The 15,131-nt window shown below is 40.7% G+C and carries 14 protein-coding genes; 10 read left to right on the forward strand and 4 right to left on the reverse strand.

Going from position 1 to position 15,131, the window contains the following annotated elements:
- The first annotated feature begins 187 nt into the window (after positions 1 to 187).
- A complete protein-coding gene (locus VOI46_RS20475) occupies positions 188 to 2,095 on the forward strand; it encodes a tetratricopeptide repeat-containing diguanylate cyclase (protein WP_004589593.1) in 1,908 nt (635 codons plus the stop codon).
- Between the two features lie 10 nt (positions 2,096 to 2,105).
- Here VOI46_RS20475 and VOI46_RS20480 read toward each other — a convergent pair whose 3' ends face one another.
- Genes VOI46_RS20480 through VOI46_RS20490 form a run of 3 tightly spaced genes read right to left on the reverse strand, consistent with a single transcriptional unit; the run spans position 2,106 to position 2,917 of the window.
- On the reverse strand, positions 2,106 to 2,324 hold the full coding sequence (locus VOI46_RS20480) for a DUF6500 family protein (RefSeq protein WP_004589592.1): 219 nt from the start codon (positions 2,322 to 2,324) through the stop codon (positions 2,106 to 2,108).
- Between the two features lie 26 nt (positions 2,325 to 2,350).
- A complete protein-coding gene (locus VOI46_RS20485) occupies positions 2,351 to 2,608 on the reverse strand; it encodes a hypothetical protein (RefSeq protein ID WP_004589591.1) in 258 nt (85 codons plus the stop codon).
- A 57-nt stretch (positions 2,609 to 2,665) separates the two neighbouring features.
- Positions 2,666 to 2,917, reverse strand: a complete 252-nt coding sequence (locus tag VOI46_RS20490) for a hypothetical protein (protein ID WP_004589590.1) — start codon at positions 2,915 to 2,917, stop codon at positions 2,666 to 2,668.
- Between the two features lie 317 nt (positions 2,918 to 3,234).
- Here VOI46_RS20490 and VOI46_RS20495 point away from each other — a divergent pair, with 317 nt between their 5' ends.
- Positions 3,235 to 3,660: a hemerythrin domain-containing protein gene (locus VOI46_RS20495; protein ID WP_004589589.1), complete on the forward strand. Its 426-nt coding sequence runs from the start codon at positions 3,235 to 3,237 to the stop codon at positions 3,658 to 3,660.
- A gap of 85 nt (positions 3,661 to 3,745) precedes the next feature.
- Here the strand turns inward: VOI46_RS20495 and VOI46_RS20500 are convergent, their stop codons facing one another.
- Positions 3,746 to 4,159, reverse strand: coding sequence for a hypothetical protein (locus tag VOI46_RS20500; protein ID WP_004589588.1), 414 nt, complete (start codon positions 4,157 to 4,159; stop codon positions 3,746 to 3,748).
- 347 nt (positions 4,160 to 4,506) lie between these two features.
- Between VOI46_RS20500 and VOI46_RS20505 the strand changes: the two genes are divergently transcribed.
- The 8 genes from VOI46_RS20505 to VOI46_RS20540 are packed head-to-tail and all read left to right on the forward strand — an operon-like array spanning position 4,507 to position 14,983.
- Positions 4,507 to 6,861 (forward strand): TonB-dependent receptor, encoded by a 2,355-nt coding sequence (locus VOI46_RS20505; RefSeq protein ID WP_004589587.1) that lies wholly within the window; start codon positions 4,507 to 4,509, stop codon positions 6,859 to 6,861.
- Between the two features lie 16 nt (positions 6,862 to 6,877).
- Complete coding sequence (locus tag VOI46_RS20510) at positions 6,878 to 9,031, forward strand: bifunctional TVP38/TMEM64 family protein/FAD-dependent oxidoreductase (protein WP_004589586.1); 2,154 nt, start codon at positions 6,878 to 6,880, stop codon at positions 9,029 to 9,031.
- 1 nt (position 9,032) lies between these two features.
- Positions 9,033 to 9,851 (forward strand): DUF547 domain-containing protein, encoded by an 819-nt coding sequence (locus VOI46_RS20515; RefSeq protein WP_039972556.1) that lies wholly within the window; start codon positions 9,033 to 9,035, stop codon positions 9,849 to 9,851.
- Positions 9,838 to 11,115, forward strand: coding sequence for an ABC transporter substrate-binding protein (locus VOI46_RS20520; RefSeq protein ID WP_004589584.1), 1,278 nt, complete (start codon positions 9,838 to 9,840; stop codon positions 11,113 to 11,115). The genes VOI46_RS20515 and VOI46_RS20520 overlap by 14 nt, the downstream gene beginning before the upstream one ends.
- Positions 11,112 to 12,866 carry an ABC transporter permease subunit gene (locus VOI46_RS20525; RefSeq protein WP_004589583.1) on the forward strand — a complete coding sequence of 585 codons (1,755 nt, stop codon included), beginning with the start codon at positions 11,112 to 11,114 and terminating at the stop codon, positions 12,864 to 12,866. The genes VOI46_RS20520 and VOI46_RS20525 overlap by 4 nt, the downstream gene beginning before the upstream one ends.
- Positions 12,867 to 12,888: 22 nt before the next feature.
- Positions 12,889 to 13,527, forward strand: a complete 639-nt coding sequence (locus tag VOI46_RS20530) for an ATP-binding cassette domain-containing protein (RefSeq protein ID WP_004589582.1) — start codon at positions 12,889 to 12,891, stop codon at positions 13,525 to 13,527.
- A 27-nt stretch (positions 13,528 to 13,554) separates the two neighbouring features.
- Positions 13,555 to 14,199 carry a CDP-alcohol phosphatidyltransferase family protein gene (locus VOI46_RS20535; RefSeq protein ID WP_004589581.1) on the forward strand — a complete coding sequence of 215 codons (645 nt, stop codon included), beginning with the start codon at positions 13,555 to 13,557 and terminating at the stop codon, positions 14,197 to 14,199.
- Complete coding sequence (locus VOI46_RS20540) at positions 14,192 to 14,983, forward strand: sterol desaturase family protein (protein WP_004589580.1); 792 nt, start codon at positions 14,192 to 14,194, stop codon at positions 14,981 to 14,983. Before VOI46_RS20535 ends, VOI46_RS20540 begins: the two co-directional genes overlap by 8 nt.
- Positions 14,984 to 15,131 lie beyond the last annotated feature (148 nt).

The following is a 15,131-nucleotide window of genomic DNA, read 5'->3' on the forward strand; positions in this document are numbered from 1 at the left end:
AATGGGTGTCTTCCTTATTTGTCATGGGTGTCATCATTATTTTAATAATGCTTTTCGTACTTATTTACTAGAAATTGAACTTTCAAAGGGATGTGGTGGTGTATTTCCAATAAAGCATTAACTTGTTATTTACAAGCAATGCTATAGTTAGTTATATCGTTTTAGGTGTTGATTCAGTAAAAAATAAATGACGAACAATATAATAATAAAAATCAATATGGTGTGGTTTCGCTTTTTTGTGCTCCTGTTATTTTTACTAACAAGTAGTGCTACATTTGCCAATAGCTCTTCACTAACTTCATCTGATATAAAATCAATCCAAAGCCTGCTTAGTGATATTAAAGCCAACAAGCTAGATTACCTTTTACACCAAAAACAACTAACCCACGCTTATAATGTCACTAAACATACAAAGCATAAACAGTTGCACCTTGAAGCGGCTGCCTTATATTCAGAGCTACTTTTTCGACAAGAACAATACACCGCGCTAAGTACCCATTTGCTAATGTATTTAAAGAGTACTGAGCTTGTAACATATAAAAACAGTCACCTACTATTTTTAGAGGCTCAGCTTAAACTTTTCGCAATTAACAAAGAGTTAAGTAATGCGCAATCGCTTGCTAATCAACTGCAAACGCAGGTAAAACAGCTTTCTCCTAACGAAAAAATCATTGTTTTTCGGGCTATAGCCTATTACTACACCGAAACCGACGAACTTAAAAAAACGCTAAGTGCGGCGTTAACAGGTTTAGAGCTTGCTATAAAAGAAGAAGACATAGCCTCGCAGGGCTACTTTTTTAGAAAAATTGCCGACGCTTACAACTACCTCTACAAAGATGATAAAGAAAAAGCCATTTATTATGCCCAAAAATCGGTAGATGCCTACGAGCAAACAAGCGACGGCCTATTTACTGCTAAAGCTTATTGGAGTTTAGGAAATGTATTACTTGAGGTCGGTCAGCCTAAAGACGCGCTTGTATACTTAAATAAAGCGCTGGCTTATTTTAGCAAAGTTAATATGAAAAAAGGTTTAGCCTTCGCTCAATATTCTATTGCAAATATTCAATACCTGCAGGGTAATTACGATACAGCTTTAATGCTTGCAAACAAAAATATTGCACTTGCAAGCTCTGCCGGCATTAACGACATGCATTTAGCATCAATGATTTTATTATCAGACATCTACACAAAGCAAAATTTATTAAATAAAGCCAACCAAGTAAACGACGAAGTATTTTTAAACCTAGATAAATTTAGCCGCAGCATTTATAAGGCTGATTTTTTAAGCAAACGCTATAAATTAAAGCGCCAGCTTAACTTCACTGAAGATGCATTTAAAGCTATTGAAGATGAGCTTGCTTATACAATAAAACACTACGAAGCCACCAGCGAAACCAATATAAAAACCTTGCAAGTTAAATTTGAAGTAAAAGAAAAAGAAGACAAAATTTTACAGCTAGAATACGAAAAAGACATAAACAAACTGCAGGCAACAGAAGAACACCAGCAAAAAATAATTTGGCGCTTAAGTGCCTCAATTGCCTTTATTTTAGTCATCGTGTCGCTATTTTTATTTTACCGCCAAATGCGCCAACGTAAAAAATACCATGCTATAGCATTAACCGACTACCTAACTAACAGCTTAAACCGGCGTGGCATTTTGCAAAAAGCAAATGAGTGTTTATCCCAGCAGAGCCTAGCAATAGCTATTGTCGATTTAGATTACTTTAAAGCTATTAACGACAAATTTGGCCATGATATAGGAGATTTAGTACTTATAAAATTTGCTCAAGCAGCAAAAGACACACTAAGTACTAACGATAAGTTTGGGCGCTATGGCGGCGAAGAGTGGCTATTTGTTTTAAAAACGCAAAACCGGGATAAAATAAACAACTTTTTTGAAAATCTTGAAAATAAGTTAACGCAGTACTGCAGTCATATTGAGGCATTGCCAAGTAAAACACACGTTACCTTTAGTGCTGGCGTGGCAATAAGTGATGCTAAAAGCAACTCACTCAGCGAGCTAATTAAACGTGCAGACCAACAACTCTATAAAGCAAAAGAAAATGGCAGAAACCAAGTAGCAATCGCGTAAATATACGTTATTAGTCACCTTCAATAATCATTTGTTTTATTTTTATCGCTTTTTCAAAGTGATCTAACTTGTGGGTGTGTATCCACCACGTAGCGGCTTGCATCAGCAGCTCTGGATTGTCGTTTTTATTTGCAAAAAAAGCGTAAAAAGAAAGGCCTACGTTTTCGCCTTTGGCTGCTATTTTTTTATCGCACACAGCTATAATTTTTGCTTTTAGTTCTTCCTGCATACATACCTTATTTAATTGTATTTTAATTATCTAAATATACCGTTTAAAAAACTAACAATTAGCTGTAAAAGACTTCTATCAACAATACTATGATTCTCAAACTCTTTATTAGGCGTATTTACTTTTGTAGCTTTGCATTCATTATTTAGCGGCTCATTTTTATGTATATTGGTTTCATAAGCTATATCAGCTTGCTCCATACATTGAGCAGAGCCCGCATAAGGCTTTGCCGCACAGCCAGTTAAAAATATACACAATGAAAATACAATTAAAAACGCTTTCATATTCAATCCTATTTTACGCACCCTTGTGCTTTAAATTATAGCTGTAAGTTTGCTTACTTAGTCGGCTATTAAAACAAGTAGATCAATAAAAAACACACCAACTTCATCAAAAAAAGTGTCGCCTTTAGCATCCTTTTTTATTTGAGCGCTTACACATTCATTGTAAACCTCTGAGCTTGTTTTAGCGCCATTTAGCTCAGTCATTTCTGCCTCTTGTATGCATACACGTCGTTCAGAATGCTCGGCTGTACTACATGCACTTAATAACGCGCACAGTAATAATGCTGTAGTGGGGCTTTTTAAGTTCATCCTTAAACTATCCTAATATCTAAAGTTTTATAAAAATATAGGTAAGGCAAGTATGTACAGCTTGTACCCAAATAATGCGCTACTTTACCACCTCAATAAAATACCCAACCAGTAAAAATATGTAAGCTTATGTAGCGTCAAAAGCAATCACCTCTTTTAATCTGAAAAAATTGCAGCTGTTTATGTGTAAAAGTTACAGAGCAACGCCATCCAAACCAACCAAAAGTACATTAAAGTCAATTATATCAACATATTAAAATCTGGCACTGCGCTTGCTTTTTAAAAGTTTATAAAGCAATTACAGCAAGGAAAGAGTTATGAATATTTTTGAAGCGCTACGTCACGACCACGATAAACAACGCGAGTTAGTAGATGCCCTTATTCAAACGCACGGCGATACGCAGCAGCGCCACAAGCTAATGGACGAGCTAAAAACCGAATTAGAAGATCATGCAAAATTTGAAGAGCGTTATTTTTATAACCCACTTATGTTTGACGATCTAACGCACGAAAAAGCACGCCACAGCGTTGCTGAACACCATGAAATTGACGAATTAATAGAACAACTTGAAGACACCGAAATGAGCTCATCGGCATGGTTAGTTGCTGCTAAAAAATTGCACCATTTAGTGCATCATCATTTAAGCGAAGAAGAACATGAAGTATTTCAATTAGCGGGTAAAGCCCTAACCGAAGGGCAAAAAGAAAGCCTAGCTAAACAGTACAACGATGCCATGCATTAGTTATTAATTAAACCGACTTCCATACACTCCCTTGTGTACTTATTGGTTATAAGCCGTATGGCTTATAACCATTTTTTTTGCAGTGCTACTTAATGGTAAATTTAACGTCTTGCTCGCGTAACACATAAAGTGCAAAACACGCTGCCCACATTGGCCACGCTGTAAAAAACAATAAGTTATTAAAGCCATCAATATACTGATTATAAGATGAAAGCGTTGATAGGCCGTGCATTACAAATATAACGCCATAAGTAAGGCGCTTTTTAATACCCGCTAAAAAAGCCAACACTAAAATAAGCTGTAACGCCCCCAGTACATAAGCAACCACATCTGTAGAGCCGCTAACACCATAAAAATGCTCAAAAATTCGTGCGCTATGCCCAGGGTTAACAAACTTATCAAACGTCCACATAATCATTACAATAAATACACCTAGGCGTAGCGAAAAAAGCGACCACTGCAAACGATTTTGAAAGTCAGTACCTGTTGTACCAGTCATAAAATTTCCTTAAAACTAAATAATTTAATGTTGAAACTAGCAAGACCGCTCAACACATATTTTATTTCACCTTAATGTATAATTTTTTAATAAATTCTGTGCCCTGCTTTGCGTTTGTTTGCGTATAAAACCGCTATTTATAAATTACGACCTATTATGGCAATAACTAACTACAGTATTTGTAAAACAAAAACATAGTGCCTAAAACTGAATAACGCTTTTGAGCAATGTGCTAAACTTTTAACGTTTCATTCTAAAAAACAAAAAGAATTAATATTTACTGAAAGTTATTCACAAAGCTGCAGGTCTTTATTGCCACATTCACACTAACCAAAATGAGAACCCTTTTGAAACATTCATATTTGGCACTTTTTATAGCCGCTTCACTCACACCTAATTTTTATGCTCATGCGGCACAATCTGCAGCTAATACCGACTCAATTGAACGTATTGAAGTAGCAGGCCAAACGATTAAATCTCAAGGGCTTTCTGTAAAAGATGCCACTATTAACGGCCCCTTCGGCGACAACCTTGCACTGCAAGACATAGCACGCTCAGTAACGCCTATTTCAAGCGAGTTAATAGAGCAACTAAATATTACTACCCTACAAGACGTACTAGCCGTGAGCCCAAACACTTACTCTGCAAGTGGCTTTGGTGCGCCAAGCTTACCTACTATTCGTGGCCAACTGGGTGAGCTTTTTCAAGATGGTACACGTCGTCAAGCGGGTAATAATGGCTTTGGCGTGCCGTTATCGTTCAATTCTGTAGAACAAATAGACGTAGTAAAAGGTGCACCACCTGTTTTATTTGGTTCAAGCCAACGTAACGGTGGTTTTGTAAATTTACACTCAAAGACTGCCTCTACAGATGAAAGTAAAGGTAAAGTTAAACTCTCAGCCGGGCGATGGGATCAATACAGTGCCCAGGTAGATTACACTGCCCCCATTATAAAAGATAAAGTGGGCCTTAGAGTAAGTTACGAGCACCTTGATGAAGGCAGTTACTACGATTACTCAGGCACTAAAAGCGACAGTTTATTTGCAGCACTACGCATATTGCCCGATGATAAAAGCAGTTGGGATATTAACTTTGAGCTATACCAAGTTGAATTTACCGACAACGCCGGTATTAACCGCCCTATCCAAGCCTTAATTGATGATGGCCTTTATATTACCGGCCAAGGCGTGCAAGCCAATGGCAGTACCGTACCAGCAGCGGGTTCAATTGTTTCGCCTACTGGGCAAGTAAAAATAGATCGCAGCACCGTACTTACCGACCCTGATAACCAAAACGAAGCAACCACTTATTTAATTCACAGCATTTATAAGCGTGAGCTAAGTGCTAATGCCTCACTTAAAAACATTACGTACTTTCAGCATTTACAGCGTGAAGAAATAGCCCAAAACAGCTTTGTAGAAATTATAGACGGCGCCGATACAGCGCAAAACCGCACTGAGCTTACCTACCGCTGGAATAGTGACCAGCAAACAATTTTTGCTTTTGACGTACGCTACAACAAAGTACTTGGCTACAGCCAATTTACTACCGAGGCCGATTTACCAATTGATTTAACTGGCCCACTTTCAAACCGTCGCATTCCCTTAACCGATGCACAAAAAGCACGTTTAGTAGAGCTAAGCCCAGGTGTATTTGTATCGCCTGGTGGTCAATACGATTTAGATAACGATGGCAGCGGCGACTTTAACTTATCAGACACCACCGACTCACGCTCATGGCAAACAGGGCTTGCCATTCAACAAGACTCAGATTGGGGCGATAAACTTCATACCAGTGTGGGTTACCGCATTGACTTTTACGATGTAGAAGCAAACGATCCTATTGCACCACAAGGCCAAGTTGCCGCAAGCGACAGCATTAACGAAACCCTGCATTCTGGCCAAGTTAGCTTTAATTACAAATTAAATAGTGATTACACCACTTATGGTGCAGCAAGTTATAACGAAGCCACATCAAACAGTATGGCTGGCGGTACATCGCTTGGCAGCGATAACACGATTAGCGCACAAAATTTTGCAACCGAAAACACCTTAGTTGAGTTTGGCTTAAAGTACGCCCCTACCAATAGCGACTGGTACGCTGATGGCGCGGTATTTAGCCAGCGCCGTAGTTTACGTAATCGCGACGGCAGCAATACAGGTATTCGTACTACAGGTTTTGAAAGCCAAGTATTTTACGATGCCTACCCTTATTGGCTAAGTGCGGGTTACAGCTACATAGACGCTCGTTACGACAATTCTGCAAGCAGTCAAGATTCTGCTCAAGTAATCGATGCGTTTGACAATTCACGCCCAGATATTATTGCAGGTACCGGCGTTGGCGCACCAAGTTTTACCGCGTTTGCACCTTCAAACCGCCAAGTTCAGGGCATTCCTGAGCAATCGTTCAGTTTTAACGGAAATTATTCAATTAATTCGAAATGGCAAATGGGTTTTTCAGGCCTATATACAAAGAGTTACCCATTAGACTTTTTAGCAACAGTTAAAATTCGTGATCAATACACGCTAAACGTTAATACTAGCTACGCTTTTTCGCCTAGGACTAAGTTGCGATTAGATGTAAACAATGTCACTAATCAAAAAAACTGGCGTCCTGTATTTGAAGGGGGTTACTTTGGTGCAACATTGGCATTTCCAGAACTGCCAATAAACGCAAAATTAACACTAACCCATAATTTTTAAGAGCGGTTGAGAGAACATGATTAAAAAACTATTTTTGGTATTGATTGCAGCAGCGGCTATAGGCTTGTTCTTTCACTTTAATTTACACCAGTTACTTACGCTTGAAGGCTTAAAAGGGTCGATGGATCAATTTAGCCAATATAAAGAGCAATCACCATTGTTGGTTTTTGGTGGCTTCTTTTTACTGTACGTAGTAGTAACGGCTCTCTCCTTACCGGGTGCGGCAATATTAACACTGGCCGCAGGTGCATTATTTGGCTTAGTTGAAGGTTTATTAGTTGCCTCTTTTGCCTCTACGGTAGGTGCTACGCTTGCCTTTTTAGTATCGCGTTACTTACTACGCGATACAATTAAACAACGTTTTCCTGAGCGCTTAGACGCTATTGACGCAGGCGTTGAAAAAGAAGGTGGCTTTTACTTATTTACGCTTAGGTTAGTACCCGTATTTCCGTTCTTTTTAATTAACTTATTGATGGGTGTTACCGCCATTAAAGCATGGACCTTTTACTGGGTAAGCCAAATAGGCATGCTCGCGGGTACATTTGTATTTGTAAACGCGGGTACGCAACTTGCGCAAATTGAGAGCTTATCTGGCATTTTATCGCTCGATCTTATTTTATCGTTCGCTTTATTGGGTGTATTCCCTTTTATTGCTAAAGGAATCTTAAACGTGTTTAAAAAACGTCGCGTATACAAAAATTACACTAAACCTAAAAAGTTTGACCGTAACATGATTGTTATTGGCGCAGGTGCTGGAGGCTTAGTAACAAGCTACATTGCAGCAGCAGTTAAAGCCAAAGTAACGCTAATTGAAGCCGGCGAAATGGGCGGCGATTGTTTAAACTACGGGTGTGTGCCAAGTAAAGCCGTTATTAAAAGCGCTAAAATTGCTGAGCAAATTCGCCACGGTGAACACTACGGCTTAGAAAACATGGCACCGCAGTTTTCGTTTAAAAAAGTAATGGCACGTGTACACCAAGTAATTGCCGACATCGCCCCACACGATAGCGTTGAGCGTTACACTAACCTAGGCGTAGATGTAGTAAAAGGCTACGGTAAATTATTAGACCCGTGGACTGTAGAAATTAAGCTTAACGACGGTGGCACGCAAACGTTAACCGCCCGTACGATTGTTATTGCCACAGGCGCACGGCCATTTGTACCGCCACTTCCTGGTATTGAAGAAACAGGCTATGTAACAAGCGATACATTATGGACTAAATTTGCAGAGCTTGAAGAAGCCCCTAAAAAACTTGTTGTACTTGGCGGTGGCCCAATTGGTAGTGAACTTGCACAAAGTTTTGCACGCTTAGGTTCAAATGTTACGCAAATTGAAATGGCTGAACGCATTATGATCAAAGAAGACCTAGAAGTGTCTACCTTTGCTCACGAAGCGCTTATTGAGAGCGGCGTAAACATTTTAACATCGCATCAGACACTGCGCTGTGAAGCGCGCGACGGTAAAAAATTCATTGTGGTAAAACATAATGATACCGAAATCGATATTGAATACGATGAGCTACTATGTGCTGTGGGCCGAAGCGCTCGCCTTAAAGGTTACGGCCTTGAAGAACTCGGTATTGAAACTAATCGTACTGTAGTCACTAACGAATACCTAGAAACGCTTTACCCTAACATTTTTGCCGCTGGCGATATTGTAGGTCCGTATCAGTTTACGCACGTAGCCGCTCATCAGGGTTGGTACGCAGCAGTAAATGGCTTATTTGGTAATCTTAAAAAGTTTAAAGTAGATTACCGTGTTATTCCGTGGACTACGTTTATTGACCCAGAAGTAGCACGTGTTGGCTTAAACGAGCAAGACGCTATTGATAAAGGCATAGACTATGAAATCACTCGCTTTGAATTTGAAGAGCTAGACCGCGCCATTACCGACAGCGCCACCAAAGGCTTTATTAAAGTAATTACACCAAAAGGCAAAGACAAAATACTCGGTGTTACTGTGGTGTCTGAGCACGCTGGCGATTTAATAGCTGAGTTTGTACTAGCAATGAAACACGGTTTAGGCCTTAACAAAATACTAGGCACTATTCACAGCTACCCTACTTGGGCTGAAGGTAACAAGTACGCAGCAGGCGAGTGGAAACGCGCTCACGCACCAGAAAAAGTACTTAACATGCTTGAAAAATACCACACATGGCGCAGAGGCTAATATGTTTAAAACACCTTTAAAAGCGCTATTGTTAGGGTCTGCTTTGCTTGCAACATCGTTTGCAACGTCATTTTCGGCCCAAGCTCAAAATATGCACGACAGCTGGAACGCATTATTAAACAACCATGTTGTAGCTATTAATAATGGCCACAGCACTGAGGTTGATTATGCAGCAATTAAAGCTAAGCACAGCGAGCTTAAAAGCTATTTAGATTCGCTATCGGCTGTTACGCAAAATGAGTTTGATACATGGGAAAAACCAAAGCAGCTGGCGTTTTTAATCAACGCGTATAACGCCTTTACTGTTGAACTAATATTAACAAAATACCCAAACCTTAAATCAATTAAAGATTTAGGCAGCTTTTTTAGCTCACCATGGAGCAAAGAGTTTGTGCCATTACTTGGTAAAACGCGCAGTCTTGATGATATAGAACATGGTTTAATACGTGGCAGTGGTAAATACAACGACCCACGTATTCATTTTGCTGTAAATTGCGCAAGTATTGGCTGCCCAGCCCTACGTGCAGAAGCCTACACAGCCACTGATTTAGACAGCCAATTGCAAGCGCAAACGGTGCGTTTTTTATCAGATGCAACCCGCAATATAGCGCAAGATAACACGCTAAGTGTATCTTCAATATTTAAGTGGTACGGCGAGGATTTTGAACAAGGCTTTAAAGGCGCAAACACGCTGCAGCAGTTTTTTATGCAATACCCTAAAGCACTAAAACTGATACCCGCTCAGCAAAAAGCGCTTAAAAATAACAACATGAAAGTTAAATTTTTAGACTACAACTGGGATTTAAATGCTCACCAATAAATGTTGGCAAACATTATCGCGATACAGCTTTTGCTGTGTCGCGTTTTGCATTTGCCTTATTATTAGCTTTAAAAGCCTAGCAAGTACACAACTACAAAGCCGTTGGCAACAAATAGAAAGCTTAGGTAAAAATCAAAGCGTATATTTTTATGCGTGGGGCGGCGATGCGCAAATAAATGCATATATTCAATGGGCTGCGCAGCAAGTAAAAGCCAAATACAACATTAACTTAGTACATGTAAAACTCAGTGATACCAGCGAAGCCGTTAGCCGGGTACTTGCCGAAAAATCAGCAAACAATAACGATAAAGGCAGCGTAGATTTAATTTGGATAAACGGTGCTAACTTTGCCACCATGAGCGAGCACTCATTATTACTAAAACAATGGGCTAATAAGCTGCCTAATTTTAGCTACACCGACCCTAGTAATAACCCTGCTGTTAATTTTGATTTTGGAATACCCACCAACGGGATGGAAGCACCTTGGGGCCAAGCATCGCTCACCTTTTACTACGACAGTTTAGCAATTGATGGCACTGCAAATAACACACTACCAACAACCCTAAACCAATTACTTAGCTGGAGCGTACAAAACCCAGGGCGATTTAGCTACCCAAAGCCACCTGATTTTTTAGGAATGAGCTTTTTAAAATACGCGCTTGTTATGCTACATCAACAAAGTGATGAAACACTTAAAGCGCAGTTAAATCAGCCAGCTACTGCAAAAAACACAGCCCAAGTATTAAACCCGTTATGGGATTTTTTAAATAAGCTGCACCCAACACTTTGGCGCGGCGGTAAACACTTTATGCAAAGTGGTGCACAAATGCGCCGCTTAGTGGGCGACACCGAGCTAAGCATAGCGTTTACGTTTTCAGCGCCAGAAGTGCCCGCCGCCGTTAAACGTTATGATTTACCAAAAAGTATTCGCAGTTATGCAATGCAAGATGGCAGTTTAAGTAACACCCACTTTGTAGCCATACCTTATAATGCAAGCCATGCACAAAGTGCGCAGTTAGTGGCTAATTTTTTATTAAGCCCAGAGGCGCAAGCTCAAAAACAACAAGCGCCTATATGGGGCGATAAAAGCGTACTTATTCAATCAACGCTAGCACCACAGCAACAAGCTTTATTTAAAACAACGCAACCGCATCCAAGCGCCCTGCCTTTAAATAGTATTAAACGCACGCTAAGTGAGCCACACCCAAGCTGGGTAAATGCTATTTTGCAAGGTTGGCAAGCGCGTTTTGGAGTAAGCCAATGAGTGTTGTATCAAATAAGTTAGCAGCAAGCCCAACGCTTAAACCACATAAAAGCGCCGATATGTTTAGTAAATTAGTGACATTAAGCCCACGCTTTTTACTGGCATTGCTTATTTTGCCGGTAATAGGCGGCTTAATTAGCGTGCTATTGCCCGCTTTTGGTTATGCGCCGGTACTTGAGCACACAACACTTGGCCTACATGGCTTTACTATGCTCATGCAAACACCCGGCCTAACACACATGGTTATGCTAAGTGTTGGCAGCGGATTAATAAGTAGCTTACTAGCCTTTACCATTACATTAATGATTTTAGCTGCATTTTTTAATAGCCCGTGGCTTAACCGTATTCAGCGTTTATTGAGCCCGATACTGGTAATTCCCCACGCGGCAGCGGCTATTGCGGTTGGTTTTTTAATTGCTCCTTCGGGAATGATCTCGCGCTTAGTATCGCCTTGGTTTAGTGGGTGGGAACTTGCGCCTAACGGCATGTTTCCGCATGACGCGTTTGGAATTAGTATAATTTTAGGCTTAACCCTCAAAGAGCTGCCTTTTTTACTGTTAATGGCGCTAGGTGTGCTTGCCCAACCTGAGCTTGGCAAAAAGCTGCGCCAGCAACATAAAGTAGCGCTTAACTTGGGCTACTGCCCTATGACGGCTTTTTTTAAAGTAATATTACCAAGCCTTTACCCATTATTGCGCCTACCCATTTTAGCCGTATTGGCTTATGCCAGCGCAAGTGTAGAAATGCCACTTATTCTGGGGCCAAATACACCACCCACCTTGGCTGTCGCTATTATGCACTGGTTTCACGATGTAGATTTAAACCTGCGTATTAAAGCCTCAGCGGGGGCACTATTACAGCTTGTACTTACTGGCGGTTTGCTAGCACTTTGGCTTGGCGGCGAAAAAGCGATAAAAGCATTATTTAGCGATTTACTCACCAATGGCGAGCGAGAGTATGGCGGCGTTTATTGGCAAAAAATAACAACCGTATTAACAGTATTTGTAATTGGCTTTATTTTGCTCTCGTTAATTGGCTTAATTATGTGGTCGGTTGCCGGATTTTGGCGTTTTCCGGCGGCACTGCCCGATCAGCTCACGCTACTTCACTTTAAAAGTGCGCTAATGCAAATGCAAAGCCCGCTTTTTAATACCCTTGCTATAGGGCTAGTTACTACGTTATTTGCCATTATTATTACCCTTTTGTGCTTAGAGTCAGAGCAGTTAAGTGCCAAACCTATGTCGCGCTTTACCAGCTTAATTATTTATTTACCGCTGCTTGTGCCAAGTATTGCATTTTTATTTGGCCTAGTGTGGCTGCAACAACTAGTAAATAACCAGGCCGCGTTTTTTAATGTGGTATTTACCCACTTATTGTTTGTACTACCGTATGTGTTTTTATCGCTTGCGAGCAGTTATAGGCGCTTAGACCCTCGCTTTGCTCATGTAGCAGCAAGCCTTGGCGCAACGCCCTGCAAAGTGTTTTTACAAGTAAAATTACCCCAGTTATTTGCTCCTATTTTAATTGCGGCGGCACTTGGTTTAGCCATTAGCTTTGGCCAATATTTACCTACACTTTTAGCCGGTGGCGGGCGCATAGCAACCATAACAACCGAAGCGGTTACCCTTGCTAATGGCGCAAGTAGGCGCACCAGTGCGGTGTATGCCATTATGCAAATGGCATTGCCACTCATTGGCTTTATACTGGCGTGGGTGTTACCTAAGTACTTTTTTAAAAGCGCCCATCGCTAACCCATAAATTAAAAGGTTTTTAATGCAGTCATCTTTAGAGATTAAAAATTGTGAGCTTTATCGTCAAAACCAGCAATTACTTAGCTTAAACGAGCAGGTAAAAGGCGGCGAAATACTCACTGTTATGGGGCCATCAGGCAGTGGTAAATCAAGTTTATTAAATTGGCTTACCGGCACATTACCCAGTGGTTTTAGCGCAAATGGCGAAGTGTGGCTTAACGGCGAAAATATTAATAACTTGCCCGCACATTTACGCCACATAGGCGTGCTTTATCAAGATGCGTTATTATTTTCGCATTTATCGGTAAGCGGTAACATTGCCTTTGCTATGCCTAAAGGCAATAAAAAACAGCGCCTTGAAAAAATAGAGCACGCCCTTGAACAAGTTGGATTAAAAGGCATGGCTAATCGCCACCCCGACAACCTCTCTGGTGGGCAACAAGCACGCGTAGCTTTATTGCGTATGCTATTGAGCGAGCCAAAAGCCATTTTACTTGATGAGCCCTTTAGCAAGCTCGATACCCAATTAAGAGTAGATACGCGCGAGCTAGTATTTAGCCAAATACGCGAGCATAAATTGCCCGCTATTATGGTAACCCACGATCATAGCGATGCAGAGGCCGCAAATGGCAAACTGATCACCTTAAATTTAGCCAAATAAACGCACAAAAAGTACAAGGCACCAAGCATGTTAGACAAATACATCACCCCAGTAATAAAGCCACTGTTAACCCCCGTTGTAGCGTTAATGCACAAACGCGGCATAACGCCCGACCAACTTACTGTGGTAGGCTTTTTAATAGGCCTATTAGCTGTGCCATTAATTGCGTTTGAAATGTGGTACGCAGCGTTAACGGCTATTGCTTTAAATCGTATTTTAGATGGGCTAGATGGCGCATTGGCACGCCATGCAAATTTAAGTTCAAGTGCTGGCGGCTTTTTAGATATTACCCTCGACTTTTTATTTTATGCGGCAATTCCGCTTGGCTTTATTTTGGCAAACCCCGAGCAAAACGCCATTGCAGGTAGCATATTACTGGCCACCTTTATAGGCACTGGCTCAAGCTTTTTAGCCTTTGCCATAGCCGCCGAAAAATTTAAGCTCGAAAAACCCCAGTTTAAATACAAAAGCTTTTACTATTTAAATGGTTTAACCGAAGGCACAGAAACCATCGCGCTGTTTATTGCCTTTTGTATTTGGCCGCAGCACTTTGCCCTAATGGCGAGTATTTTTGCCACTGCGTGCGCTATTACTATTTTTACACGTATACATGGTGGTTATAACACGCTTAAACGCCAAGAAGCTGATGAGGTTACACAAGCCAATGAGTAATGAAATTTGGTGGCGATTAGGGTTCTTTTTTAGCATTTTGGTTATTATGATGCTGCTAGAATCGCGCATGCCTGCCCGTAAATCGCCGATAAAAAGCACCACCCGGTGGTTGGCCAATTTTGGACTGGTGTTTGCTGCCTCTGTAATTGCTCGCTTAAGTGTGCCAATAGGCTTAACTGCCGTAGCGCTTTATAACCAAGAGCACGGTATCGGTTTATTTAATCAAATAGCCACACCAAGTAGTGTTGCTATTATTTTAAGCATATTACTGCTTGATATAGTTATTTATTGGCAGCACAGGCTTTTTCATCAAGTGCCTATTTTGTGGCGCTTGCACCGTGTGCACCACGCCGATGCCCATGTAGATACCAGCACAGGTTTGCGTTTTCACCCTATCGAAATTGTACTCAGCATAGTTATAAAATTAATTGCCGTTACCGCTTTGGGTGTACCTGCTATTGCTGTATTAATATTTGAAATAGCACTTAATGGTTTAGCGCTGTTTAACCACGCCAATATACGTTTACCCAATGCCATAGAAAAACCACTTCGGCTCATATTAATGACCCAAATACTGCACCGCATTCATCATAGCCAGCGCGTGAGCGAAACCAATTCAAACTATGGATTTAGCGTTATTTGGTGGGATAAACTGTTTGGTAGTTACAAAAATGAAGCGCAAAAAGCCGATAACGACATAGATATAGGCTTAAAAGAATACCCTAACCCGCAGCAAAACGCCTCGCTGTGGGGCTTGCTAATTATGCCGTTTAAACGTAAATAAGCTGCCATTTCAAGTGGCTACAATACTATTAAAATAAACAATAAATTAAGAGGTAAATGCGTATTTAAATTTACACATTTACCTTATTAAACCCCGCCAAAGCCTTACCCCCTAAAATTTAACCTTAACAAGCTAAACACTTAAAAGG

The organism is Pseudoalteromonas sp. CuT4-3 (assembly GCF_035666335.1).
In the GTDB taxonomy this organism is placed as follows: Bacteria; Pseudomonadota; Gammaproteobacteria; order Enterobacterales; family Alteromonadaceae; genus Pseudoalteromonas; species Pseudoalteromonas atlantica.